The following is a 26394-nucleotide window of genomic DNA, read 5'->3' as shown; positions in this document are numbered from 1 at the left end:
GTGGCGTTCCCTTTTGGGTCAGGCTTTCCGCTGCAATTCCTAACGCGACCACTAAGCCTCCCCAATACTTTTTCAATATTATAGAAATTCTGCGATGTTTTTTACCTCAACTACCTCGCCAGCCTGCATCGTACCAATTCTGAACCCACTAATACGCACCCGTACTAAACGCAAGGTTGGAAACCCAACAGCAGCAGTCATTTTTCTAACCTGCCTAAATTTGCCCTCCGTTAAAGTAATCGACACCCAACTGGTTGGTCCATGACGGGCATCACGTATTTTTTTGCCTCGTTCGGGGAAATTAGGAGTATCTTCCAATTTAAATGCATCACAAGGTTTGGTAGTATATGTTTTTCCATTAATGCTAATTTGCACGCCTACTTTTAACTGTTCTACAGCTTCTTCCAAAATATCACCATCTACTTGTGCATAATATTCCTTTTCAACTTTTTTACTATTGATCACTGCACTGGTTTTACCATCGGTGGTAAGAAGCAATAGCCCTTCCGATGTTTCATCCAACCGCCCCACGGCCATGGTTCCCTCCGGAAAATCATAAAACTCCCCTAAAAATCTTTTGGACTGCTGTTTACTGGAGTTGCTTTTAAACTGACTTAAAACGCGAAAAGGTTTAAAAATAAGAAAATGTCTGTGTTCAGTTTCAGGCATTATCACTTAATATTTTATAAACCAACGCTTTGGTTGGTTTCTGTCCGTTTATTTTGGCTTTTACTGCATCAAAAGTCATTTTAAAATCACAGCCCGTTTTGTACGCACTGCAACCATAAGCTGTTTTTCCTTTTAAAATGTTGCCCTTCTTACATTTCGGGCATTTCAGCTCGTCGGGGTTCGCTTTCGCGGAAGTTTTTTTAGGCTCTAGTTTTAGTTTAAAATCGTCACCAAAACGTAACAAACCTTCTACTTTACCTGACTCGGTTTTAAAGCCTTTTAGGTTTACCGTACTTCCTTTATGCAACAACCGGATAAATTGTTTTTCTGAAATCTTTTTATCAGCAAATTTAAAAGGAAGTATAAAATCACAACCCGACTTAAAAGCACTACAACCGTAAGCCAATTTCCCTTTAATCAAGCTGCCCTTTTTGCATTTGGGGCAATTTTCGGCCAAAAGTCCTTTTTGCTTTTTTGCGGCTGCTTTAACTGTTCTATTTTTTATTACGTTGGCTTGTGAAATATTGGCACGCTTGGTTTCGCTACGCACTTCGTACACCAAAGCATCTACCATGCGTTTCATATTTTTTATAAAAGCGGCAGCACTATACTCGCCTTTTTCAATATCCTTTAATTGTTTTTCCCATTTCCCTGTAAGCTCGGCCGATTTTAACAAATCGTTTTGAATGGTTTCAATCAACTGAATGCCCGTAACGGTTGGCAGCACCTGCTTTTTATTCCGTTTGATATATTTCCGCTTAAACAGGGTTTCAATAATATTGGCTCGCGTTGATGGGCGACCAATACCATTTTCTTTCATTAAATCACGTAGTTCCTCATCGTCCACCTGCTTGCCAGCTGTTTCCATAGCACGTAACAAAGACGCTTCGGTATATTGGTTGGGCGGTTTGGTTTCTTTTTCCAAAAAAGAAGGCTCGTGTGGTCCTTTTTCACCTTTATCGAATTTAGGCAAAACCCCCGATTCCTTTTCTTTTTTATTAGGATTTTCAAATACTACTCGCCAACCCTTATCTAAAATTTCTTTACCAGTCGCTTTAAAAGTTACCTCGGCAGCACTACCCAAAACCGTAGTGTTCGACACAGCACAATCGTCGAAAAACACTGCTATAAACCTTTTGGTTATAATGTCGTAAACCTGCTGTTGTGATGGGTTTAATTGGGTTTGCATCCCTGTTGGGATTATCGCGTGGTGGTCGGTAACTTTTTTATCATCGAATACGCGTTTCGACTTTTTTATTTTTTTACCTAAAAGCGGTTGTACTAAAGCCGCATATTGGGTTAGTTTTTGAAGAATACTCGGTACTTTCGGGTAAATATCAGTTGGTAAAAACGTGGTATCTACTCTTGGATAGGTTACTACTTTTCGTTCGTACAGCGCTTGTACAATTTTTAAAGTTTCATCGGCCGAAAGCCCAAATTTGGTATTGCAATACACTTGCAGCCCTGTTAAATCGAATAGTTTTGGAGCATACTCCTTTCCTTTTTTCTTCTTTATGGAGGTGATTTCAAATTCAGCCTCTTTTACTTTATTGGCTAAGGCTTCACCATCTTCTTTTTTAAAAAAACGACCTTCTTCGTAACTGAAAAGGGTTTCCCGATACAAAGTTTGAAGCTCCCAATACGGTTGTGGCTTAAAATTTTCTATATCTTTAAAACGATTCACCACCATGGCCAAAGTTGGGGTTTGCACCCGCCCCACCGACAGTACTTGCTTATAGCCACCGTGTTTTACAGTGTATAATCTAGTGGCGTTCATACCCAGTAACCAATCTCCAATAGCGCGCGAAAAACCAGCGTAATATAAATTATCGTAATCGGTAGCAGGCTTTAGTTTTTCAAAACCTTCTTTTATGGCTTCAGTGGTTAACGATGAAATCCACAAACGCTTTACTTCGCCTTGGTAGTTGGCTTCGTTCATCACCCAACGCTGGATGAGTTCTCCCTCTTGCCCGGCATCACCGCAATTTATTATCACTTCCGCTTTATCGAATAAGCTTTTTACAATTTTAAACTGCTTTTGAATTCCCGAATTGGCCACAACCTTAGTTTCAAACTTTTCGGGCAACATGGGCAAATTGTTTAAATCCCAGCTTTTCCAATACGGCTTGTAATCGTTGGGTTCTTTTAAAGTGCACAAATGCCCAAAGGTGTAGGTTACGGCATAGCCATTGCCTTCAAAATACCCATCGCGTTTGGTATTCGCTCCTAAAACAGCGGCTATTTCTCGAGCCACACTAGGTTTTTCGGCTATACAGACTTTCACTTAAAATGGTTTAAAAAGTCCTGCAAAATAAAGATTTTGCTATGTTTTTTTAAAGGAAGTTTTTAGGAGTTATTAACCAAACGTATAGATTAATCTCCTTCATTCTGCATAAAATCAGGAAAGCCACTCGGTGTCCATTTTATTACTCTGGCGCGTGTGGCACGATTGGGGTCGGACAACTCATGACCTTTAATTTCTTTATAATCGCGTGCATGGTAAATCATAACATCGGTTGTTCCATCTTCGGAAGTGGTAAAAGAATTATGTCCAGGGCCATAGCGCTTTAAATCTTCGTTGGTGTAAAACACGGGGCCGGGCGATTTATGCCAGTTTGAAGCGTCGAGCAAATCGGCATTCTCATCAATCCACAGCAAACCCAAACAATAGTTATGATTGGTCGCACTAGCCGAGTAGGTTACAAATATTTTTCCATTACGTTTTATTACGGCTGGCCCTTCGTTAACATTGTACTTCATGCGCTCCCAACTAAATTCGGGTTCTGTAATGACTAATTCTGGCCCCGTCAGTTCGGTTGGCGATGCCATTTCAGAAAGCACCAATGCCGTGCCGTGTATACCGCCACGCACATTTTGTGCCCATATCATGAATCGTTTATTGTTATGCGTAAATGTTGTGGCATCCAGTGAAAACGACTCGATATCAGTTTTAATTTGCCCTTCTTCTTTCCATTGCCCTTTCATAGGGTCTTTGGAATGGTTTGAAAGCACCCACATCCTGATATTCCAAATATTTTCGGCTTCAGCAGCAGCGAAATAAATATACCAAACACCATCAATTTGATGTAATTCGGGTGCCCAAATGTGGTGCCCCATCACGCCTTTTTTATGTTTTTCCCAAAGGACCTTTTCGTTCGCGTCTTTTAAGCCATTGATTGAATTGGCTTTTCTTAATACGATTTTATCGTATTCAGGCACGGTCGCAATTAAATAATAAAAACCATCATCAGCTTTGTGTACCCAGGGATCTGCTCGCTTTTCAGCTAAGGGATTATTAAATTCAATGTTTTGCGAAAATGACGCAAAGCCAACGCTTAATACAAAAACTAAAAAAAGAGATTTAAATATCATTTCTGTTTTTTTTAAGATGCTGAAAACCTTTTCAGCATAATAGTTTATAACCAATGTAAATTACCACTCCCGCCTCTTGTTCAGCGCCTCTTGGGCTTCAATTTCTTTTTGCGGGATAACCTTTAAAAACGAAGGGTGCTGCTCAATGGCATATTCAATTTTCTTAACGATTTCATCGGTCGTTTCGTTATCGTAATCAATCTCCAAAGGTGCTTTAATCTCCATCGATTGGAGGATATTTTTCTTTTTGATGCGCAATCCTTTTTTGTCAAACGATCGTCTAAATCCATCAATTACAATAGGAATTACCACCGGCTTGTATCGTTTAATAATATGCGCCGTTCCTTTTCTTATGGGTTTAAACGGTGTGGTGGTGCCTTGTGGGAAAGTAATAACCCAACCATCTTCTAGGGCTTTTCCTATATTAGAAATATCACTCATTCGCACCTGTCTATTCACGTCTTTACCTTCAGAACGCCAAGTACGCTCTATGCTTACCGACCCCACGTAAGCCAAAATTTTAGGTAACAGCCCGTCTTTCATGGTTTCTTTGGCGGCAACATAATAAATATTGAGTTTGGGATTCCACAGGTAGCCCACATTTTTTATAGAATCTACACGTCCGCTTAAACTGGCATTGAACACATGGAACATGGCAACCACATCGGCAAAGTAGGTTTGGTGGTTAGAAATGAATAATACATTAGTATCTGGTAAATCCTTAATAATTTCAGAGCCTTCTATCTGCAGTTCGTTAAATCCGCGAAAACGCCTATGTGTCATGGCTCCCAATACCCTAATGAGCCACTTTTTTATAATTAGTATATGACCGAATGGATTTCTTTTAAACAATCCCATAAATAATGCTTCTCGTTAGCTTAGTTACCCAATTTAAACAAATTATACTAAAACCTGCTCTAATTGAGCATACAAATGTAACAAACTAAATAAATTACCAAAGTTGTTTCAGTATATCTTTAATTTCGCTGAGCATCATGGCCGTAGCTCCCCATACCACAAAATCGTTCAACAAAAACGCAGGCACTTCAACCTCAATACTATAAGATGTTTTTACCCGTTTGGTTATTAAATATTTATCATCCAAGAAATGATTTAACGGCACTTCAATAACGGCTTCCACCTCGTCATCTTGCTTTATAAATTGTGGTGTATGTGGCAAAATACCCATAAATGGCTGCACATAAAAGTTACTGGGCGGTATGTAAACTTGACTCAATTTTTTAAGTACCTGTATCTTATTTGCTGGCACACCAATTTCCTCTTCGGTTTCTCGTAATGCGGCTGCTTCTAGCGAATGGTCTTGTTTTTCCAGCTTGCCGCCCGGGAAGCCCACTTGTGCCGAATGCACTCCCTTATAGGTTTTTCGTAAAATTAAAACCAACTGAGTGCTGCCACTTTTATTTGGGTAAAACAAAGCCATTACCCCAGCGTGCTTGGCACGTTTTATCGCATCGGCCTGTTTTTTTACCAGCTCTTGCCGAAACGGTGGTATCATTTTAAAATGCGATGTTTCGCCCAAGAGCGGTATATTTTTTATTTTTGAAAGCGATTGCTGAAAATCATCGAAATTCATCTAGAAAAAGCCTTTATCGGCGCTTAAAATATTAATTAATGAGATTTTATTTGTTACTGTGCTTTTGTATTCTGTTTTTGAATTGTGAAGATAAAAAAACTAAAAACAAAAGTACCCCCGAAACCAAAGTTGAAAAAAAAGACAGTTCTGAAATTAAAACCGAAATAGCACCCAAGGTGGTAACCGAACTACCCGAACGCGAATTTCCGTTACTGACAGAAAAGAACGCCATGGAATTCTTTCTGCAATACGACAAAAAGCACAAAGAAAACAAAGTGCGTATTACTACCGATTTAGGTTCCTTTGATGTCCTTTTATATAACGAAACTAAATTCCATCGTTCTAATTTCATCTTTTTAACCAAGCAAGACTATTTTAATGGCACCCAGTTTTACCGCGTAATCGACAACTTTATGGTACAAGCTGGTCATAGTGACGACCAAGAAACTTTGGATAAACGCCATGCGATAGGCCAATACCTTCTACCGCCTGACACTAAACGTGGCTTTAAACACGACCGTGGGGTGATTTCCATGCCCAGCAGCGAAATAGACAACCCCCACAAACTGGCTTCGCCGTATGAGTTTTTTATAGTACAGCAACATGGCGGGGCGCATTACTTAGATGGTGATTACACCATTTTTGGGCATGTAACCCGCGGCATGGACGTTATTGACAAAATTGCCAAAGTGGAAACCGATGATGCAGACTGGCCTTTACGGAATATTTACATCAGGAATGTGGAGATTATTGAGTAACTGTTTTTGACAGAATATATAGTTGTACAAGGCAATGGAGCGAAAAACAACGCACTTTAACTTCTATTTTCATAATGTACGTATTCATTTTAACAATATTGATACAAAAAGTGCTTTACACAAAAAGTGGCACATTAAAAAATGGAATCCTTCAAACTAAATATTCACGGAAAACAAACCCTGCTTCCAAAACTAGTTTCAACATTAATTGTTATTACTAAAAGAGTTTTGTTTGAAACTGAAAACACAAAACATTTTGGTTTTGACCGACTGAATTAACTTAAAATAAGTACTCTTTTACAAGATTAAACATTCAAAAACATTGCGTAACAATTAAACTATTTTAATTAATAAAAAGTTCATTTATCTTTGCGTTCCTTTAAATCTTAGCAAGCCAACCTGTTTGTGGTTTAAAGCAAGTTTTTGTACCTTAACAAACGTCTCTCAAAATAAATAATAATGGTAAGAAGCTATTGGAATGAAGTGTGGAAGTTGATTGAATTTGACGATAACATTGCCGATAACGAAAAATTCAAAATCTCGAATTACGGAAGAGTTTTAAATTGTAAAGGTGAAAAGGAATTTTTGGTAAAAGAATCCTTTATAAATGGTTACCGTAATCTTCCGGTAAAGCAAAAGCATAACGGAAAATCGACCAGCCGATACGCACACAAGTTGGTAGCCCAACATTTTTTGGAACAAAACGACGGGGTTTATGTAATCCATTTAGATTATGACAAAACCAACAACCGTGTTGATAACCTAAAATGGGCCACCAAGAGTAAAAAGGAAATACACCAATTTAGTAACCCGGAATACAAAAACAAACCTCGCAAGCGCACTTACTCAAAGCTTACCGAAACCAAAGTGAAGCTTATTAAACGAAAAATAAATGACCCTAATCGCAGAACACGATTAAAAATGATAGCGAAACAGTTTGGCATTTCCGAAATGCAACTCTATCGCATAAAAACAGGTGAGAACTGGGGTTCGGTTACCGAATATTAGCCGTTGACCTTGAACCTATAAATAATCGACTGTAAACTGTAAATAGACAAATGGTTGATTAATAAGTGAAAAACACAATTACTCACCAAAATTGGTAATTTATGAAAGTAGCTGTAAAAATATTAATGGTATTTGTTCTAATTTTCCTGGGAAGTTGTAAAGATTCTATTCAAAGCAAAGATTTTTTTATTGTTAATTCAGTTGACAGCCTTGCTACAACCTATGTCAAACCCAATGGCCCGGGCTTTACTGTACTGGTGATGGAAAACGGTAAGGAAATTATAAGGCAAGGATATGGCTTAGCAAGCTTAGAACTAAGTGTTCGAACCACCCCTCAATTAATCTATAAAATTGGATCGTTGTCCAAACAATTTACAGCGGCAGCCATCTTAAAATTAGAGGAAGATGGGAAACTAAGTATTAAAGACAATATTCAAAAATACTTGCCCGAATATCCTAATAAGGGTTATAACATAACCATAGAGAACCTACTCAATCATACCTCTGGAATACCTTCATTTACAGAACGTAGTGATATTTCAGACATTGAAAAAACAGCATTAACACCAGAGCAAATTGTTGCTTTATTTAAGGATGAACCATTAAACTTTCCACCCGGCAGTAAGTATTCATATAGCGATTCTGGTTATACGCTTCTAGGCCTAATCATTGAAAAAACAAGTGGTTTAGGGTATGAGTCGTTTTTGGTTCAAAATATTTTTAAACCAGCAAAACTAAAAAACACCTTTTGCGATAACCCCGAAGCCCTTATTCCAAATAGAACACAAGGGTATTCGCTCGATTCTTTGGGATTCAAACCAGCACAATTCATGACAATGAAAGTGCCTTTTGCTGCCGGTAACATTATATCCAATGTAAATGATTTATATGCATGGAGTAAATCTTTGCATAGTGGTGATATTATATCAAAAAGCCAACTATCTAAAATGTTCACATCAGCGCAACTAACCTCTGGGACATCTACCGGTTATGGCTTGGGGTCGTTTGTTAAAACATTTGCCAACGAAACTGTTTATTTTCATGATGGATGGATTTACGGCTTTGTAAGCAGTCAATTTTATTTTCCAGAATCTGACACGTTCATATTTGTGCTTTCAAACAGCACTTCTATTGACGCTCATGAAATAGCATCAAAAATTGTTGCGATAGTTTATAATAGGCAACCATCAGAAGCTGTAGAACAGCTCATGTGGTACTAGGTAATCAAATCAATAATGTAATAACTAATTCCTGTAAATGTTGGGCAAAGCGATTTTAAATTTTACGGCCAGCAATCGGGTAACAATAACCACTAATCCGGCAACTATAAACACAATATTTTCCTTAATGGGGAATTCACGCAAGACAAAATAAGTGAAGCCCCCCAAAATACAGGCTGTAGCATAAATTTCCTTTCTAAAAATCACAGGTATCTCGTTGCATAAAATATCGCGTGTTACCCCTCCAAAGCTTGCGGTAATCGTTCCTAAAGCAATACAAATAATAGGATTCAGTCCGGCACTTAACCCTTTTTCAATACCTACTAAAGTGTACAGCCCAATGCCAATGGTATCGAACAAAAATAACGATGTTCGTAAATAATTAATTTTACTCCTAAAAATGATGGCAAAAATGGCCGAGGCCAAAATAACATAGGTATAAGTCATGTCGCGCATCCAACTTACTGGTGTTTCGCCAATAAGCACATCGCGTAGAGTACCACCGCCAACAGCCGTTACAAAGGCAATAATCAAAATTCCGAATAAATCCATGCGCTTGTTAAAAGCCACCAACACACCCGAAATGGCAAAAGCGATGGTTCCTAGAATATCTATGGTATAAAACATTGTTTTTTTAGTCAATTAATTTTCCAATATGGGCGCTGGGAAATTTTAATACCCAGTTTAAACTATCCCACAGACATTTTGCTGGACAAAACGTGATTCTCGGCTTACATATCTTGGGTATAGAAATTATAATCTTTTAAAATCACATCTATAAATTCCATATCCGTTTTTTGTTTCACTTCTTTAATACCAACCACCTCAATAATTTTTTTGCGGAGTTTTATTAAAGTTGGGTAATCTTTCGCTACTCTGGCCGAGCTATAGGTGTCCTTTATAATTCGTGCATCATTATCAGACAATTTAATCACATTAGGATACGAGGGCCTATAGTCTTCACGCAAATTTTCAAGAATGGTATGACTAATATTTACGCTGTCCTTTAAACCAATAACGGCGGTTCCGGCAGCCATATCACCAATACGCTGTGTTTTTTTGTTGAACATCATCACAAAAAAGCCCATTCCGAAAATATAAACATCAACTATCCGAAAAAACCATCGCACCACATAATCTGAAAACGAGGCTTGATAGCCATCAATTTTAACAACCCTGATTTTCATTACGCGCTTTCCTAAGGTTTGCCCTTCAAAAAGCGATTCTAATGCCAAAGTGTAAAACATCACCGGAAAACTCAAAACGGTATTGATAGCTATTTGCGACCATTGGTCCATGTTATCGAACGCTCCAAACCCCCAACTCACAACCATTAAATAACCTATTTTTATGGCTATATCAATAAAAAAAGCCAATAACCGCTCTCCTGCTCCAGCAGCACGAAACGCTATTTTTACATTTTGGGTGGTGTTAATTTGTAACTCTGACATTTTATATTTTAATTTATCAAAAATACATGATTTTTTTATTCTAAAAATAACGTTTGTCATGCCGAACTTGTTTCGACATTTCATAAAATATTTGAATCGAGTTTAATATGAGCCCCTGAAACAAATACAGGGTGAGACAAAAATTTAAAATCGGTTACGCTGACTCAAAAAAAATATGAGGGAAGTTTCATTCATCAAACAAAATAAGGAAAAATGGCTCAGTTTTGAAAAAGCCATTTTTAATAATGATTTTAAAGACCCCGATGAATTGGCTTCCCAGTACATTCATTTAATCAACGACTTGGCCTACGCACAAACCTATTACCCAAAAAGCAAGGTAATTACTTACTTAAATCAACTAGCGGCTAAAGCATTCCAAAAAATTTATAAAACCAAACGCCATGATTCCAACAGGCTTGTTGGTTTTTGGAAAACTGAAGTTCCATTAATCTGCTACCAATTCCGAAAATTTATTTACGTGGCTTTTATCATTTTTTTCGCATTCACCTCTATTGGGGTGATTTCGGCAGCTAATGATGGTGAATTCGTGCGCTCTATTTTGGGGGATAATTACGTTAATATGTCACTTGAAAATATTGAAAAGGGCGACCCCGTAGCAGTTTATAAAAGTGGCAGCAATTGGGGCAGTTTTATTGGCATTACCATAAACAATTTAAAAGTGGGCATTATTGCTTTTGTTTTGGGCGTGTTTTTGGGCATTGGCACACTTTACATTATGTTCAACAATTGCATAATGCTGGGCTCATTTCAGTATTTCTTTTATGAAAAAAATGTGTTTTGGGAAAGCGTCCGTGGTATTTGGATACATGGCTCCATGGAAATTTTCGCCATTGTTATCGAGTGTGCCGCCGGGCTTATTTTAGGGGCCAGCATCCTCTTTCCGGGCACACATTCACGTTACACCTCCTTTAAAATGGGTGCCAAAACGGGCATTAAAATTTTAATCAGTACCATGCCATTTACCTTTGCTGCCGGTTTTTTGGAAGGTTTTGTTACCCGCTATTCTAACATTATGCCACACTGGCTATCGGTAAGCATTATCCTGATTACGCTAGGTATCATCAGCTATTATTATTTAGTATACCCGTTTAAAATACAAAAGCAAATTACGCAATCCCCCGTTTTACCATCGCACCTTTGATAATCCACAAACTACATAAGGGCTTTTTTTTATTGGCTTTGCTTTTAGCTTTTCAGTCATCTTTTGGTTATTTCGGCACCCAGCAACCCCAAAATCCTAGACAGTTTGATAGTGATTTTAAAGAACGCTACAGCGGAAACAAATATAATTACGAGGGCGTTGATATCGTGAGCAAGACCCCGTCGGGTTCTGGCGAATATGAAGATTACAAAAAAACTGAAGACCCCAGAAAAGAAGAGGACAACCAAGATTTTTTCTCTATTAATTTGGGGCCGCTCAGTTGGTTGTTTTACTTGGCGATTATTGGTGCGGTTATATTCTTGGTCTATATTTTACTGAATGAAGGCAGCTCGGGGTTATTTTCGCGAAACCGAAACCAGAGCATCAATATTTACAACGAGATTACCGCTGATAATATTGAAGACACCGACATAGACGCCTTTATTTTAAACGCCGAAAAAACAGGTGATTATAGGCTCGCCATACGCTATTATTACCTGTTGGTTTTAAAACATTTAAGTCTTAAAAACCACATAAAATTTGAAGACGACAAAACCAACAGCGAATACTTAAACGAAATATACGACAAGCCTTTCAGTAAAGATTTTGAATACACGTCGTATCTGTACAACTACATTTGGTACGGCGAATTTCCGTTAAATGCCAACGCTTACCAGAAGGCCAAAACCAATTTCGCAACCCTTTTAAAGCAGGTTAATTAATCATGAAAAAGGTTTGGCCCATTATACTCGTTATCGTTGTGCTGGTTGTTACGGCCGCAGTTTTTATTGGCATAAAACGTACAAAAACAGTCGACTGGGAAGAATCGTTTAACGAAAAAAGCAACAAACCTTATGGCGTTAGTGTGCTCTACAAAGAATTGCCCAAACTATTTAAAAACCAAAAAGTGCGCACTGTTTACCATCAGCCTGCCAGTTATTTACAAGCAAATTCTGAAGGTGGCTATGGTGAACACGTGGCCAAAGGCAGTTTTATCATTATTGGGAATTCAGATTATTTGGAAGAGGATTCTATGGATGAATTATTGAATTTTGTTGATTACGGAAACACTCTCTTCATTTCAGATTATTACTTTCCGCAAAAACTGCACGATACACTTGGTATTAGGGTCGATTTCATTAAAAACGAAAAAGACCGTATTTCCATAGAATCTTTAAAATACGCCGCCACTGAAAATATTGAAATAGACAGAAATGAAGGCGACAGCTATTTTTCATCATTTGATAGCTTAAACCACCGTGTTTTAGGACACTCTAAAATTGATTATTGGCACACCAATTTTCTTCAAATTCCATTTGGAAAAGGCCAAATCTATCTACACACCGAACCTAAAGCTTTTACCAATTACAATATTTTAAAGGAAAACCGATACAAATATGCAGAAGGTGTTTTATCGTATTTACCAGAAAAAGATGTGTATTTTGATTCGTACACCAAAATACAAACCAACTATTACGGTGATGTAGAAAAAGAATCGAACCTCGGTTGGTTTCTGGAGCAGCTGTCGTTTCGGTGGGCATGGTACACCGCTATTATTTTTGGCATCCTTTTTATGATTTTTAATGCGAAACGTCGTCAACGCATTATTAAAATCATAAAACCATTGCCCAATACCACAGTAGGTTTTGTTAAAACCGTATCGAATTTATACTTTGAAACGCAGGACCACAAAAACTTAATTCATAAAAAAATAACGTACTTTTTAGAAAAAATTAGAACCGATTATAATTTAGACACTTCGGTTTTAAATGAAGAATTTATAGAAAAATTGGCTTCAAAAGCTGGCAAGAAAAAAGCTGATGTAAAAACAGTTATAGATTTTATCAATTGGTTACGCACTAAAAACGAGTTTTTTGAAGACAACCTAACTCAATTAAACCGCCACATTGAAGCATTTTACAACAAATAACTATGGACGAAAATAAAGCACCCGAAAACCCAAAAGAACCAAGCGAATTAGAAAAAAATGTTCTAGACTCCATCGATAGCAGCGCTTTGGAAGACACCAATGATTTACGTTTTAAAAACCGATTGGATTTAACGGAATTACAGAACAGCGTTAAAGCAATTAAGCGAGAAGTAGGCAAAGTTATTGTTGGCCAGAAAGACATGATAGATATGCTCATCGCTTCACTTTTAGCCAAAGGCCACTCGCTTATCGAAGGTGTCCCCGGTGTGGCAAAAACCATTACCGCTAAACTTTTGGCCAAATCGTTAAGCGTAGACTTTAGTCGTATTCAATTTACGCCCGATTTAATGCCCAGCGATATTTTAGGAACATCGGTTTTCAACTTAAAAGACTCCGAATTTGAATTTAAAAAAGGTCCCATTTTCTCCAATATGATCTTAATTGATGAAATAAACCGAGCACCGGCTAAAACACAGGCTGCGTTATTTGAGGTGATGGAGGAACAGCAAATTACCATCGACGGCAATAAATATATCCTTGACATGCCATTCATGGTATTGGCCACCCAAAACCCCATAGAACAGGAAGGCACCTACCGTTTGCCCGAAGCCCAATTGGACCGCTTTTTATTTAAAATTGATGTGGACTACCCGAATTTAAACGATGAAATTGAAATTCTTTCCAGGGAACACCAACTTAAAGATAAGGCCAAAACCGACGAAGTAACTCCATTTTTAACCGCCCAGCAAATTTCAGAGCACCAACAATTAGTCGCACAGATTTTGGTGGAAGAGCATTTACTAAAATATATTGCTCAAATTATAGTCGCTACCCGAAGCAATCGCTTTCTCTATTTGGGTGCTTCACCTCGAGCTTCCATTGCTATTTTAAAAGCTAGCAAAGCCTTTGCTGCCATGGGTGGACGCGATTTTGTTACCCCCGAAGACATTAAACGTGCAGCTATACCTGTGCTGCACCACCGCGTTATCGTTACACCAGAACGTGAAATGGAAGGCGTTACCAGTAAGCAAATCATTGAACAAATTATTGAAACGGTTGAGATTCCGAGGTAGTTTATGGTTTAACTAACAACTAACAACTAACAAAGTTTGAAATTCCTTAAGTCCTTTTACATACAACCCCGATTTTTTCATGCCGGAATTGGCATTGTGCTGCTGTTTGCTTTAAGCTATTTCATTCCGTTATTATTCAATGTGGCACAACTTTCCATATTGATTTTAATACTGCTTTTTATTTCGGATTTGTTGACTATTTTCTTGGGAAAGAACAAGATTGAGGCCCAAAGGATTGTTCCCGATAAATTTTCTAATGGCGATAACAACACAATAACCCTTAATATTGAAAACAACTACAATTTCACCATTCATTTAGAAATTATTGATGAAATACCCGAACAATTTCAGGTACGCGATTTTAAACTGAAAGACTGTATTTCTTCCCGAAAATCTAAATGTATTTCGTACCGCTTAAAGCCCACCGAACGTGGTGAATACCATTTTGGGAACCTAAACGTTTATGCGCATTCCGTTTTAAATATTGTGGCCAAACGCTACACTTTTGATGATAAAACCATGGTGCCCACCTACCCCAGTTTTAAGCAGTTGAAGAAGTTTGAATTGCTAAACATTAATCAAAATACTTTGGATTTCGGATTAAAGAAAGTCCGCCGTTTAGGGCATTCCATGGAATTTGAGCAAATAAAGGATTATGTTATGGGCGACGATCTGCGCACCATAAACTGGAAAGCTACGGCCAAGAAAAATCAGTTAATGGTTAACCAGTTTCAGGATGAAAAATCGCAGCCTGTGTATTCGGTGATAGATAAAGGTCGTGTAATGAAAATGCCTTTTGAAGGCTTAAGCCTGTTAGATTACGCTATAAATTCGGCATTGGTAATCAGTAATGTAGTTTTAAAAAAACACGACAAAGCAGGTATGCTATCGTTTTCTAAAAAAATTGAAAATGTTGTGGTGGCCGAACGTCGGAGCTCTCAAATGCAACTAATTTTAGAAGCACTTTACAATATAAAAACCGATTTTTTTGAAAGTGATTTTAGCCGATTATATGCCAATATAAAGCGGCACATTAACCAGCGAAGCCTCATCCTAATGTACACCAATTTTGAAACTTTAAACGGATTGGAACGTCAATTACCTTATTTGAAGGCCATTTCAAAAAGCCATTTGATTGTAGTAATTTTCTTTACTAATACCGAATTGGATAACCTTATTAAAAACGAAGCCAAAACCATACAGCAGGTTTATGACAAAGTAATTGCAGAAAAATTTGATTTTGAAAAACGCCTAATCGTAAACGAGCTTAAAAAACACGGTATTTATTCTATATTGACTACGCCAGAACACTTAACCATTGATACCATCAACAAATATCTGGAAATTAAAGCACGGGGGTTGCTATAAACAAACCAAAGGGGCTATGATTAGAAAACAAAACCTCGATTCTCATCAACGGTATCAGACAATAACTATTCCATAAAAAAAAGCGACTAAAAACAGTCGCTTTTTCGCTATTAATCAATCCTCTTTAGCTATACGGTTTCGCCCAACCAAGCTTTCATCATCCAAACGGTTTTTTCCTGTTCGGTAATAAAATCGCTCATCATCGAGTTGGTTCCTTCGTCATTGGCTTCGTCAGAATCATTTAAAATACGGCGTTCAATTTTCAAGAGTTCTGTTAACGACTCTACAATCAACCTTACGGCTTTTTCGTCTTCCGAAACGTTTTTACCAACGGGCACTTGTGATTTGGCCGAATAATCCTCGAAAGTATGTATTGGCGTTACGCCTAAGGTTAAAATACGCTCGGCAATTTCATCAACTTTCACATTGGCATCATTATACAACTCCTCAAATTTTTCGTGTAAATCGAAGAAGCGTTTACCTTTAATATTCCAATGGATACCTCTTAAGTTTTGGTAATATATTTGAAAATTAGCCAATAAATTATTTAAGTCGTAAGCTAAATTTTTGGTCTTTTTGGAATCTAATCCTATGCTGTTCAGTATCATATTGTCCTTTTATTTTTATTTACTACAAATTTAATTTATAATTAACGTTTGATTCAATAAATTTTATTGATAGTTTTTATATTTTTATAGCCTAAATTGATAAAAATGACCATTACCCAATTATACTATGTTTTGGCTGTTGCCGAAAACCAGAATTTTACCAAGGCTGCCGAAAAATGCTTTGTAACACAACCCACATTAAGTATGCAAATACAAAAGCTGGAAGACGAGTTGGACATTCAAATTTTCGACCGAAGCAAAAAACCCATTGAACTGACCGATGTTGGTCAAAAAATTGTAACGCAAGCCCGTAACATCGTTAACGAATCGTACCGTATTCAAGATATTGTAGACCAGCAAAAAGGCTTTATTGGCGGTGAGTTCAAACTAGGTATTATCCCGACAATTATGCCCACTTTACTACCTATGTTTTTAAAAACCTTTATTAAAAAGCATCCTAAAGTAAAATTAAAAATAGAAGAGCTTACCACCGAAGAAATTATCGCCCGAATTAAAGATGGACATTTAGATGCCGCCATTGCCGCAACCCCGCTGGAGCAAGAAAACATAAAGGAACGCGTGCTTTATTATGAGCCTTTTGTGAGTTATATCCCGAAGGGGCACCGTTTACATACCAACCAAAAAATTGAAGTGGCCGATTTAGATATCAACGACATGCTATTGCTCGAAGACGGACACTGCTTTCGCGATGGTGTAATTAACCTTTGCAAAGCCTTTAAAGACCAATCTGACGACCAATTTCAATTGGAAAGCGGCAGCATTGAAACATTAATAAAACTCTCTAACGAAGGCTTAGGCATGACGCTACTACCCTATTTGCACACCCTAGACATCAACGACAACGAAAAACAAAACCTGCACTACTTTAACGAGCCCTCACCTGCCCGCGAGGTAAGCATTCTTTACCATAAAAGCGAGCTTAAAATGCAAATCATTGAGGCTTTACAGGATGTTATTGCTAGTATTATACGCGGGGCGATTGCCTTTCAGGATGTAAAAATTATAAGTCCGCTGCCCAAATAATTTGTAAGAATTTTTATTATATTAGAACAAATTAAAAACACCTGATTAAACATTGCAATACAAAAAGTATGTTTACATATACTTTTTTGCAGCTTACCGAACTTTTAATTAGGGGTATAAACTAGTTAGCAGCAATTATGACCCATCCAGAAATAAGGCTACATAATTTTAAACATTATGTCTAAAAATGACAAATAATGATAATAAAATAGATATTGAATTTTTAGGTCACGTAGCAATTCGAGTTTCTGACATAGAAGCTTCTGCAAAATGGCATGAAAAAGTATTGGGGCTAAAACGCTATCAATTACCTGAATGGGGAGACTTTCCAATCTTTTTACTTTCCGGAAAATCTGGAATCGCATTGTTTCCCGCTAACACAACTCACGTTAAACTTGAACTATCTTCAAAAAATGTAAAAATTGACCATTTTGCGTTTAATGTAACAAATGAAAACTTTGAAAGAGCTAAAAAAAGATATGTAGAATTGAATTTGGAATTCAATATCCAGGACCATTATTATTTTGACTCAATATACATAAAAGATCTCGATGGGTATACAGTTGAATTAACCACTATTAAAGTCAATGAACGAGAATTTTACAAATAAAAAAACCACACGAAAACATAATATAAAACTAAGAAGGCCTAAAAAATAATACTAAAGAGACAGCAATTAAAACACACCTGTTCACCATTGTTCCAGAACATTTAATAAACTACATATTACAATAAATTGTTAAAAACACCTTAATTACCAATGATTTAAAGTTGTTTTTGAAAATTGTCCATGCATCAACGAAAATTGTTCAATTTATTTATTTGACATCAGCAAAATCGATTGTTGATAGGTTGATAGTCAGTATTAATTAAGTTACAAAAACTCTTTAATGACTTATCATCTACGATTTAAAAACATAAAAAAAGCGACCAATTGGTCGCTTTTTTTATGTTTTTAAATAAATTAAACATTGATTTAATTCTGGGTTTTGCCGTATAAGAGAGTGAATAAACAGTTTTAACTCTTCAATCTCATAAGGTAATAAGCGTTGTACCGCTTTTTGTACCTCTCTGCAAAACAACGTTGGGTCAAAACTAACTTTATTAAGTATAGTTTTTGTATACTCAAGCATTGCTCGTGCCATATTTTTTATAGTTAAGGGTTAGGTTTAAAAATGTAGATTTATACTATAGGCTTTCTTTTTAAGATTGGATAAATTTAACAAAAAAACAGATAACCTACCAATTTTTTCGTTAAATAAACCTTAAAACCTATTGTCGCCATCGATTAAATCGCCTATCCCTCCTAAAATACTACCTTCGCCTTTGTCTCTTCCTCCACCTCTTGGTGCCGATGCTAAAACGCGACCTGCCAACCGACTAAAAGGCAACGACTGTAGGTAAACTGTACCGGGGCCCTGCAATTTTGCGAAAAACAAGCCTTCTCCTCCAAAAATGCTATTTTTTATTCCACCGATAAATTCAATATCATAATCAATAGTTTGATCAAAACCAACAATACAGCCAGTATCTACACGCAAGGTTTCTCCTGCTTTAAGTTCTTTCATGGCCATGGTTCCTCCGGCATGGACAAAAGCCATACCATCACCCTCTAACTTTTGCATAATAAAACCTTCGCCACCAAAGAGTCCGCGCCCCAGTTTTTTAGAAAACTCTATACCGACGCTTACACCTTTTGCGGCACAAAGGAAGGCATCTTTTTGGCAGATAAACTTACCGCCAAATTGGGTAAGGTCTATTGGGATTATTTTACCAGGATATGGCGATGCAAATGATACGTTTCTTTTTCCTGGAAGGGTACTATAAAACGCGGTCATAAATAGGCTTTCACCAGTTAAAATACGTTTTCCTGCGCCTAGTATTTTACCTAAAAACCCTGTATCTTTTTGCGAACCGTCACCAAAAATAGTTTCCATTTTAATGCCGTCGTCCATCATCATAAAACTCCCTGCTTCGGCGATAACACCCTCTTGGGGATCGAGTTCGATTTCTACGTATTGCATTTCTTCACCGTAGATTCTATAGTCAATTTCGTGTGCTGTCATTTTTAATTGAGGTTTAAGTGTTTAACTGTTTATTGGTTGAAATGTTATTGATTTTGTTACAAAATTTTTCAAATTCTTAAAAATGAACCTAAAATCCCAAAAGCCATAAATCTCAGAAAAATCACCACCTACTAAACTGAGCTCTCCTCTATTTAACCTTAATACTCCATTTAAACTTAAAAGTAGACACCGCATCACCTTGTTCATCAATACCAACCGATGTCATCCAAAATGTTTGGCCTTCCTTGGTCTTTATCGCCTGTTCTAATGCTTCATCAATTAAGTTTCCATCGTTACAAGTAAATGTGATTTTTCCAGTGGCTTTTTTTGTAAATTCAGACTTATTTGAGATAACCAACATGGAAACTTTTTTACCAGTCTCTTGAATTTTGTCTGTTACGAGTGCCCCGGTTGAAAACTCGGCTGCCATACCTTGCACGGCCCAAAACATCGATTTAAATGGATTTTGGTTAATCCATTTGTGCTTAACAGTAACCACACACTTTTGCGAATCGATGTATTTTGTACGCACACCACACAAATATGCTGAAGGCAATTTAAACATGGTGAAAGTATTTAGTTTTCTTGGGGTTAAAGCCATATCATCTTTTATTTTTTTCACTAATTTATAAAATTATTAATCAATCATAATTGTTAAATTTATGTTAATTTTTAGTACTATGCGTAACAAAGTACCTGTTTTTAGACATATATTTGCATAAGAAACTATTATATGTTTTATCATCAATCAAAATAATCATGTTAGATAATCATCAAAAAAACATCGCCACCTTTATTCATTTATCGACATTTACCCGGTTTTTTATACCGTTTGGGAATTTTATTGGGCCTATAGTGTTGTGGATAGCAAACAAAGACAAATCGGAATTTATTAATGCCAACGGCAAACAGATTATAAATTTTCAAATGAGCATTTTATTATATGCCGTTATATTGGGTACACTCACCATGCCGTTTTTTATTTTCAAAATATTAGGCGGTTTAGATTATATAGATTTTCATGGTTTCCATGATTTTCATATCAGTATTGGTAAGCCTTCCCCATTACTTTACTTAGGAGGCTTTATTGGCGCCATTGCCATTATCGCTTTTATAGTTGAACTTGTACTTATAATTAAAGCGAGTTTAAAAGCACGCGATGGCGAGGTGTTTAAATATCCATTTACTATACAATTTTTAAAATAATCAATCATAAAAAAATCATCAATCAAATCAATCAAATCAATCAAAAAATGAACAGTTTCACCACATTAAACGAATGACAACATGAAGATAGAAAACACAAAAGCACAAATGCGCAAAGGCGTTTTGGAGTTCTGCATACTGTCGGTTTTAAAAGACGACGATGCTTATGTTGCAGAAATTCTCGATACGCTTAAAGACGCAAAATTGCTGGTGGTTGAGGGCACCATTTACCCGCTATTAACGCGGCTAAAAAACGCCGGACTTTTAAATTACAGATGGGAAGAAAGTACCTCTGGTCCCCCAAGAAAGTATTACGGATTAACCGAAACAGGCAAACTGTTTCTAAACGAACTGGATACCACTTGGAACGAATTACGTAACGCAGTAAACATTGTAACTAGCCAAAAAAACACAAAAAAATGAATAAAACAGTCAACATAAATTTAGCCGGTATATTTTTTCATATCGATGAAGATGCGTACCTAAAACTACAACGCTATCTTGAGGCTATTAAACGTTCATTTACCGACTCGCAAGGCCGTGCTGAAATTATAGCCGACATTGAAGCCAGAATAGCCGAACTTTTTAACGAACGTGTACAGAACGACAAACAGGTCATTCGCCTTAAAGAAGTAGACCAGGTAATTTCTATTATGGGACAACCTGAAGATTACCTAGTAGACGACGAAATTTTTGAGGATGAACCAAACACCAGTTTCAAAAGAAAATCACAGCCATCTAAAAAATTATTTAGAGATACTGACAACTCCTACATTGGTGGTGTTTCGTCTGGTTTAGCGCATTATTTTGGCATTGATGCCGTTTGGATACGACTGGCCTGGGTACTATTAATATTCGGTGCTGGAACAGGCGTACTATTGTATATTTTACTTTGGATTTTAATACCTGAAGCTAAAACCACAGCCGAAAAACTAATGATGACTGGTGAACCTGTAAACATCAGTAACATTGAAAAAAAAATCAAAGACGGCTTTGATTCGGTTACCGAAACCGTTAGCGATGTGGCCAAAAACGTATCCGATTCGGTAAGTAACGCAGCCAAAAACGTCGATGTAAAAAAAAGCGCTAACTCAATTAAATCATCCAGCCGGACGTTTTTTGATACACTTGCCGATATTATTGTATTTATACTTAAAGTATTTGCCAAGTTTATTGGAATCTTTTTAATTTTTATTGGCGCAGCTACCTTAATTGCCTTGATTATCGCACTGTTTTCCGTTGGGGTTACAGATATTGTCCATATTCCCGGTCTGGACATGGTAGATATAGTTAACTCGGGCAATACACCTATTTGGTTTGTATCGCTTTTGGTTCTTTTTGCCGTTGGAACACCTTTCTTTTTCCTATTTTATTTAGGGTTAAAAATTCTCGTAAACAATCTAAAATCTATAGGAAATGTAGCTAAATTCACCTTACTGGGGCTATGGATTTTGTCGATTATTGGTTTAATTATAGTTGGTATTCGCCAAGCAAGTGAACATGCTTACAACGAACGTATTGTTGAAAAACAAACACTAAATATTAAACCAACAGACACACTTTATGTTGACGTAGCAAGTAACCATTATTTTAAAAATCCGTTTTACAGAAGCAACGATTTCAAAGTAGCTTATGATGAGCATGGCGAAAAAAACATATATATAAAAGATGTTAATATTTTGGTTAATCAAACGGCCGACTCGCTAGCCTCTATCCAAATAGAAAAATTTTCAGATGGAAGGCATTACGAAGCCGCTATAGCTCGTGCCAATAGCATTAATTACAACTATAATTTCCAAAATGGAAATAAACTGCTTTTAAACGCTTACCTCTCCACTCCCGTGGAGAAAAAGTATAGCGACCAAAGAGTTGTGACTACACTATTTTTACCCGTTGGAACTGTTGTGAAGTTCCAAATGAATGCGAAAGATTTTTTATACTACGGAAAATCGGATAAAAAAAGACTAACCAGCGAATATATAACCATTACGGAAAGGGGCATCCATAACGAAGACGAAGATCATTTTAACGTAAAAATTAAAACGCCCAAGGTAAGTATTGACGATGGCAGTATTGAAATACATGCTGATAATAACCATTTAAAAATTGACGATACGGGCATAAAAGCAGAATCGGACGAGATAAACGTCAACATCAATTCAGATGGCGTTCGAATCGATTCAGAAGAATAACAATCCACCATTAAAAAACAACAAATCAACCACTTAAGTTTCTCATCAAAACTATTATAAAAGATATTTGAACTAAAATAATCAATCAAAAAACAAACAGTCATGACCACATTAATTAAAATCATTGTAGCCTCCATATTAAGCTTAACGCTTTTTTCGTGCAATTTCGACGTCGCTTACTTTCAAGGCGTTAAGGGTAACGGCCATGTTATTACAACCGAACGACCAATTACTGAAACTTTTTCAACCATTAAAGCTACCGAAGGCCTTGATGTTGTACTGACACAAAGCAACAGTGAAAGCATAAGTGTTGAAGCCGACAAAAACCTTCAAGACCTTATATTAACCGAGGTTGAAAATGGTATTTTAAAAATCCATACTAAATCGCAAATTGGTAGAGCAAAATCGAAAAAAGTATATGTTAACTTCACAAATGTTGAATACATTATTGCCACCAGTGGTAGCAATGTACAATCAACTAACACTATTACGCTTGAACGCTTGGATTTAAAATCAACAAGCGGCAGTGATATGAATTTGAGTATTGTCACTTCTGTTTTAAACTGCAAATCAACCAGTGGAAGCGATATGCGCCTTTCGGGAAAAACCACAAACCTCTTTGCCGAGGCCACTAGCGGTAGCGATATAAAAGCGCCCGACTTGATAGTGGCATCTAGCCAAGTTAAGGCTACGAGTGGTGCCGATATTACTATTAACACAACACAGGCACTCATTGCCAAAGCTACCAGCGGAGGTGATATTAGGTATTATGGCAACCCTGAAAACGTTGAAAAAGACGAAAGTTCTTCTGGGAGTATAAAAAGAGAATAACACCAACCAAGAAACAAAAAATCCTGAGCAAATCTTATCGCTCAGGATTTTTTTAGCCCCCATATACAAAGGCTGTAATAATTTTAGCTGCTTCACAAGAAACCTAACATTTTCACATTGAATTAATGCTCTTTAATTTTTAAATTAAATTTAATTTCGATGGTATCTTTTACCACGATTAACCCAAGTGCTTTTTTAGGCGGCTCCAGGTTAAAATCGCGAATATTTAAACGCAATACCCCAGTAACAAGCAAAGTATTTTCACCATCAAGCTTTACCGGCATCGTGTAGGATTTTGAAACCCCCGAAATATTTAAATCGAGTAATGCTTGAATTTTACTTTCTTTTAAAGGGTCTGCACTAATTTCTTTTAAATCGATGTAGATTTCTGGATAAGACTCCGATTTTAAAAGTTCTTGAAAATCGGCGTTTATACCCATTCCGCCACAGTCAAAACATGTATTGTTTAAAACTAGAGTGGCTTTTTCAAAGACGATTCTGTCGTTCACCCTTTTAAAAGCTATAGGAATAGGTCTGTTAAACCTTAAAACGTCATACTCGCATGTAAAGCTATTTACGTTAGTTTTTCCATTAATGACAAGCTCACTGTTGGGCGTAATGATTACAGATGTACTTTCAACATAGTTACTTGTAAACGCCAACAACACTAATATGGAAACAAAAAATAGTATCCTTTTCATGCCTTAATTTCTTTTTTATTGAAGCTTTTTCTCTTTAAAATTAAAAAATTAAGCTCAAAAGTATAACCTATTTTGATAAAATATCATCGGATTATGCCATTTTGAGCTTAACTTTATTGTCCTTTCCTAGAGCCTTAGAAACTAATCGCAGCTTCTAGGGTAAGCCCATTAAATTGACCATCGTCTAGCAATGATCCTGCAGCAAAACCATCGTAAGACTGGTCAACATATTCTGCTTTTAAAAGGATGTTTTTAGTCATAAACCAACCTGCACCTAATTGAATTCTGTCTATGGTTACATCGCCACTTGTTTCTTCAGAATCAACTACATTGTAACGGCCACCTATGTAGAAATTCTCACTTTGACCAAATCTGTAGATTAATTCGCCAGCATATTGCGTTGCAGTTCTGGTATCAGTATCACCTGTTGATTTACCTGAAACGGTTTCAAAAGTTCCGAAGAATTCCAATCCTTGGTATTTTACAAATGGGTTTACCATAATAGCTGTTACACTGTTTCTAAAACTAGGCGAAAAACGTCCTGATCTAAAACCTGAAGACCCCATTGGCTCCATAACATGGTAATATCTAGACCCTGTTCTATCTGCAGTATACAAATATAAACTTGGCACATAACCGGTGTTGTACAACGACCCTGTTAATCTGAATCGGAAGTCGTCATTATATTGCTTATCATAACCCAATTTCGCTAGGAAAGAGGCGCCTCCAGTGATATCACTTGTATACTCACCTGTTCTTCTGCTTATAGGGTTTTCAACAGATTGGTTTAATTTACCGTTAGAGAATCCAACCATTCCGAAAAATCCACTGTTGCATCCATAATAGAATTCGGCACCTACTTCGGTTGTAAAGGCATCCATAATAAGGTTACCAACAAATGGATTGTAAATGGTTTGTGCATTGTCACTTCTTCTAAAGTGTGCATCACCATAGTTGTTTTCCATGTGCCCAATTTTAATGGTTGCTTTTTTCATAAAGTCTGCCAAAAGCCCTTCACTGATAAAATCTAATTTATCAATTTGGAAGTAACCTCCTTTAACATAAGGCTCTGGGTGGTGACGAGATGACAAATAGGTTCTTAAGTGCATACGTACACCATCGGCTAAAGCAACATCTAAATCAAAGTTTGCAGTTGCTAAGTTAAAGTTATTACCTATTTCTGCTAATGGTGCATCCCCAGAATTTTCATGGCTAATAGCTTGAAACTGTAACGTTGAAGCACCTCCAACTCTCACTTTAACACCATCAAAGGAAGTTACTGTATCCTTTTTCGCTTCGAATACATTAACACCGCGTTGATCAGGTTGTCTGTAATTGTCTAAATCTCTGTTTTGTGCATAACTGCTAAATCCAGCTAAAACACCTACTAATAGTAACGTTTTGTTTAATATTGATTTCATGATTTCTACTTTTTTTTGTTTTACTTGGTTATTTAAATATGGTTAAAAATTTAATTGTTACTTCATCTCCTGTAGTAATAGTTCCAAACAATGCTGTTGGTGGCTCTATGTTAAACGCTGTCATTTTAAAGGTTTTTTCGCCTTCTAATTTCACTTTAGAGTTTGCTACATTAAGGGTAAACTTTAATGGTACAAGTTTTTTTGTTCCAGCTATGGTTAAGTTGCCCAGAGCATCTACCGCATAAACGCCTTCTCCTTTATTAGTTACACTTTTTACCTGTGTTAACTGAAAGGTTATAGACTTGTGTTTTTTGGTATCTAAAGCTTTATAAGTATTCTTGTCCATTGACGATTTCCCACTCTTTAGACTTTCAGCTACCACAGAAAGCGATAAACTTTCTATTTTCCCCGCTTCAATAGCTTCAAAAGCTATCTTGCCACTTTGCTGCTCTGCATTGATATGCCAGTCATGTAAACTGGAAGTACCATAAACCTTTAAAGAAGAGGCGTCGTTAGACAAATTAAATTCTTGCGCTTGAGATACATTTACCGTAACTACCAAAAAGGCTATTACGCTTAATACTCTGCTTATTATTTTTGGGTAAACATTCATAATAATTTTTTATTTATTAATTTAACATTGCAAACTTCCAAATAATCCTAAATCGAATCTATGATTTTTATCATATTTAAAATTAGCCTACTTTTAAACGTGACTTT

At 36.7% G+C, this 26394-nt stretch carries 28 protein-coding genes; 14 read left to right on the top strand and 14 right to left on the bottom strand.

Annotation, left to right across the window (positions count from 1 at the left end; genetic code table 11):
• Positions 1 to 78 precede the first annotated feature (78 nt).
• From GSB9_02686 to GSB9_02682, 5 genes are all read right to left on the bottom strand, one after another.
• A complete protein-coding gene (locus GSB9_02686) occupies positions 79 to 669 on the bottom strand; it encodes a pseudouridine synthase (protein UKM66113.1) in 591 nt (196 codons plus the stop codon).
• Positions 662 to 2953, bottom strand: a complete 2292-nt coding sequence (locus GSB9_02685) for a DNA topoisomerase 3 (protein UKM66112.1) — start codon at positions 2951 to 2953, stop codon at positions 662 to 664. Before GSB9_02685 ends, GSB9_02686 begins: the two co-directional genes overlap by 8 nt.
• 89 nt (positions 2954 to 3042) lie before the next feature.
• Positions 3043 to 4041 carry a family 43 glycosylhydrolase gene (locus GSB9_02684; protein UKM66111.1) on the bottom strand — a complete coding sequence of 333 codons (999 nt, stop codon included), beginning with the start codon at positions 4039 to 4041 and terminating at the stop codon, positions 3043 to 3045.
• Between the two features lie 60 nt (positions 4042 to 4101).
• A complete protein-coding gene (locus GSB9_02683; protein UKM66110.1) occupies positions 4102 to 4899 on the bottom strand; it encodes a 1-acyl-sn-glycerol-3-phosphate acyltransferase in 798 nt (265 codons plus the stop codon).
• Positions 4900 to 4993: 94 nt separating this feature from the next.
• Positions 4994 to 5635, bottom strand: a complete 642-nt coding sequence (locus GSB9_02682; protein ID UKM66109.1) for a CoA pyrophosphatase — start codon at positions 5633 to 5635, stop codon at positions 4994 to 4996.
• A gap of 38 nt (positions 5636 to 5673) precedes the next feature.
• On the opposite strand from GSB9_02682, the gene GSB9_02681 reads away from it, so the two are divergent.
• From GSB9_02681 to GSB9_02678, 3 genes are all read left to right on the top strand, one after another.
• Positions 5674 to 6393 (top strand): peptidylprolyl isomerase, encoded by a 720-nt coding sequence (locus GSB9_02681; GenBank protein UKM66108.1) that lies wholly within the window; start codon positions 5674 to 5676, stop codon positions 6391 to 6393.
• Between the two features lie 459 nt (positions 6394 to 6852).
• Positions 6853 to 7401 carry an HNH endonuclease gene (locus tag GSB9_02679; protein UKM66106.1) on the top strand — a complete coding sequence of 183 codons (549 nt, stop codon included), beginning with the start codon at positions 6853 to 6855 and terminating at the stop codon, positions 7399 to 7401.
• A gap of 101 nt (positions 7402 to 7502) precedes the next feature.
• A complete protein-coding gene (locus GSB9_02678) occupies positions 7503 to 8621 on the top strand; it encodes a beta-lactamase family protein (protein ID UKM66105.1) in 1119 nt (372 codons plus the stop codon).
• A 24-nt stretch (positions 8622 to 8645) separates the two neighbouring features.
• On the opposite strand, the gene GSB9_02677 is transcribed toward GSB9_02678, so the two are convergent.
• Entirely contained in the window at positions 8646 to 9248 is a 603-nt protein-coding gene (locus tag GSB9_02677) for a trimeric intracellular cation channel family protein (GenBank protein ID UKM66104.1), read from the bottom strand.
• A gap of 104 nt (positions 9249 to 9352) precedes the next feature.
• On the bottom strand, positions 9353 to 10072 hold the full coding sequence (locus GSB9_02676) for an RDD family protein (GenBank protein ID UKM66103.1): 720 nt from the start codon (positions 10070 to 10072) through the stop codon (positions 9353 to 9355).
• Positions 10073 to 10247: 175 nt separating this feature from the next.
• Between GSB9_02676 and GSB9_02675 the strand changes: the two genes are divergently transcribed.
• The 5 genes from GSB9_02675 to GSB9_02671 are packed head-to-tail and all read left to right on the top strand — an operon-like array spanning position 10248 to position 15605.
• Positions 10248 to 11234, top strand: coding sequence for a stage II sporulation protein M (locus tag GSB9_02675; GenBank protein UKM66102.1), 987 nt, complete (start codon positions 10248 to 10250; stop codon positions 11232 to 11234).
• Positions 11231 to 11956 (top strand): hypothetical protein, encoded by a 726-nt coding sequence (locus tag GSB9_02674; protein UKM66101.2) that lies wholly within the window; start codon positions 11231 to 11233, stop codon positions 11954 to 11956. The genes GSB9_02675 and GSB9_02674 overlap by 4 nt, the downstream gene beginning before the upstream one ends.
• A 2-nt stretch (positions 11957 to 11958) precedes the next feature.
• Positions 11959 to 13164, top strand: a complete 1206-nt coding sequence (locus GSB9_02673) for a DUF4350 domain-containing protein (protein ID UKM66100.1) — start codon at positions 11959 to 11961, stop codon at positions 13162 to 13164.
• 2 nt (positions 13165 to 13166) lie between these two features.
• Positions 13167 to 14237: a MoxR family ATPase gene (locus GSB9_02672; GenBank protein ID UKM66099.1), complete on the top strand. Its 1071-nt coding sequence runs from the start codon at positions 13167 to 13169 to the stop codon at positions 14235 to 14237.
• Positions 14238 to 14273: 36 nt separating this feature from the next.
• The gene (locus GSB9_02671) at positions 14274 to 15605 is read left to right on the top strand and encodes a DUF58 domain-containing protein (protein UKM66098.1); all 1332 of its coding nucleotides are present in this window, start codon (positions 14274 to 14276) and stop codon (positions 15603 to 15605) included.
• Positions 15606 to 15733: 128 nt separating this feature from the next.
• On the opposite strand, the gene GSB9_02670 is transcribed toward GSB9_02671, so the two are convergent.
• Positions 15734 to 16213, bottom strand: a complete 480-nt coding sequence (locus GSB9_02670; protein UKM66097.1) for a DNA starvation/stationary phase protection protein — start codon at positions 16211 to 16213, stop codon at positions 15734 to 15736.
• Between the two features lie 105 nt (positions 16214 to 16318).
• Between GSB9_02670 and GSB9_02669 the strand changes: the two genes are divergently transcribed.
• Both GSB9_02669 and GSB9_02668 read left to right on the top strand, forming a co-directional pair.
• A complete protein-coding gene (locus GSB9_02669) occupies positions 16319 to 17257 on the top strand; it encodes a hydrogen peroxide-inducible genes activator (GenBank protein UKM66096.1) in 939 nt (312 codons plus the stop codon).
• Positions 17258 to 17444: 187 nt separating this feature from the next.
• Complete coding sequence (locus tag GSB9_02668) at positions 17445 to 17867, top strand: VOC family protein (protein UKM66095.1); 423 nt, start codon at positions 17445 to 17447, stop codon at positions 17865 to 17867.
• Between the two features lie 337 nt (positions 17868 to 18204).
• Here the strand turns inward: GSB9_02668 and GSB9_02667 are convergent, their stop codons facing one another.
• The 3 genes from GSB9_02667 to GSB9_02665 form a co-directional block, all read right to left on the bottom strand.
• Entirely contained in the window at positions 18205 to 18402 is a 198-nt protein-coding gene (locus GSB9_02667; protein UKM66094.2) for a hypothetical protein, read from the bottom strand.
• A 120-nt stretch (positions 18403 to 18522) separates the two neighbouring features.
• Positions 18523 to 19323, bottom strand: coding sequence for a TIGR00266 family protein (locus GSB9_02666; protein ID UKM66093.1), 801 nt, complete (start codon positions 19321 to 19323; stop codon positions 18523 to 18525).
• 148 nt (positions 19324 to 19471) lie between these two features.
• Positions 19472 to 19924, bottom strand: a complete 453-nt coding sequence (locus GSB9_02665) for a DUF4442 domain-containing protein (GenBank protein UKM66092.1) — start codon at positions 19922 to 19924, stop codon at positions 19472 to 19474.
• A 158-nt stretch (positions 19925 to 20082) separates the two neighbouring features.
• Here GSB9_02665 and GSB9_02664 point away from each other — a divergent pair, with 158 nt between their 5' ends.
• From GSB9_02664 to GSB9_02661, 4 genes are all read left to right on the top strand, one after another.
• Complete coding sequence (locus tag GSB9_02664) at positions 20083 to 20529, top strand: DUF4870 domain-containing protein (GenBank protein ID UKM66091.1); 447 nt, start codon at positions 20083 to 20085, stop codon at positions 20527 to 20529.
• A gap of 81 nt (positions 20530 to 20610) precedes the next feature.
• Positions 20611 to 20952, top strand: coding sequence for a PadR family transcriptional regulator (locus GSB9_02663; GenBank protein UKM66090.1), 342 nt, complete (start codon positions 20611 to 20613; stop codon positions 20950 to 20952).
• Positions 20949 to 22721, top strand: coding sequence for a PspC domain-containing protein (locus tag GSB9_02662; protein ID UKM66089.1), 1773 nt, complete (start codon positions 20949 to 20951; stop codon positions 22719 to 22721). Before GSB9_02663 ends, GSB9_02662 begins: the two co-directional genes overlap by 4 nt.
• A 102-nt stretch (positions 22722 to 22823) precedes the next feature.
• Positions 22824 to 23552 (top strand): DUF2807 domain-containing protein, encoded by a 729-nt coding sequence (locus tag GSB9_02661; protein UKM66088.1) that lies wholly within the window; start codon positions 22824 to 22826, stop codon positions 23550 to 23552.
• A 122-nt stretch (positions 23553 to 23674) separates the two neighbouring features.
• Here the strand turns inward: GSB9_02661 and GSB9_02660 are convergent, their stop codons facing one another.
• The 3 genes from GSB9_02660 to GSB9_02658 form a co-directional block, all read right to left on the bottom strand.
• On the bottom strand, positions 23675 to 24253 hold the full coding sequence (locus GSB9_02660; protein UKM66087.1) for a YceI family protein: 579 nt from the start codon (positions 24251 to 24253) through the stop codon (positions 23675 to 23677).
• 134 nt (positions 24254 to 24387) lie between these two features.
• Positions 24388 to 25674, bottom strand: a complete 1287-nt coding sequence (locus GSB9_02659; GenBank protein UKM66086.1) for a hypothetical protein — start codon at positions 25672 to 25674, stop codon at positions 24388 to 24390.
• Between the two features lie 28 nt (positions 25675 to 25702).
• Entirely contained in the window at positions 25703 to 26287 is a 585-nt protein-coding gene (locus GSB9_02658) for a YceI family protein (protein ID UKM66085.1), read from the bottom strand.
• Positions 26288 to 26394 lie beyond the last annotated feature (107 nt).

The sequence above is a fragment of the Flavobacteriaceae bacterium GSB9 genome, assembly GCA_022749295.1.
GTDB lineage: Bacteria > Bacteroidota > Bacteroidia > Flavobacteriales > Flavobacteriaceae > Flavisericum.
The sequence above is the reverse complement of the archived record's forward strand: the minus strand, read 5'-3'. Positions and strand labels throughout refer to the sequence as shown.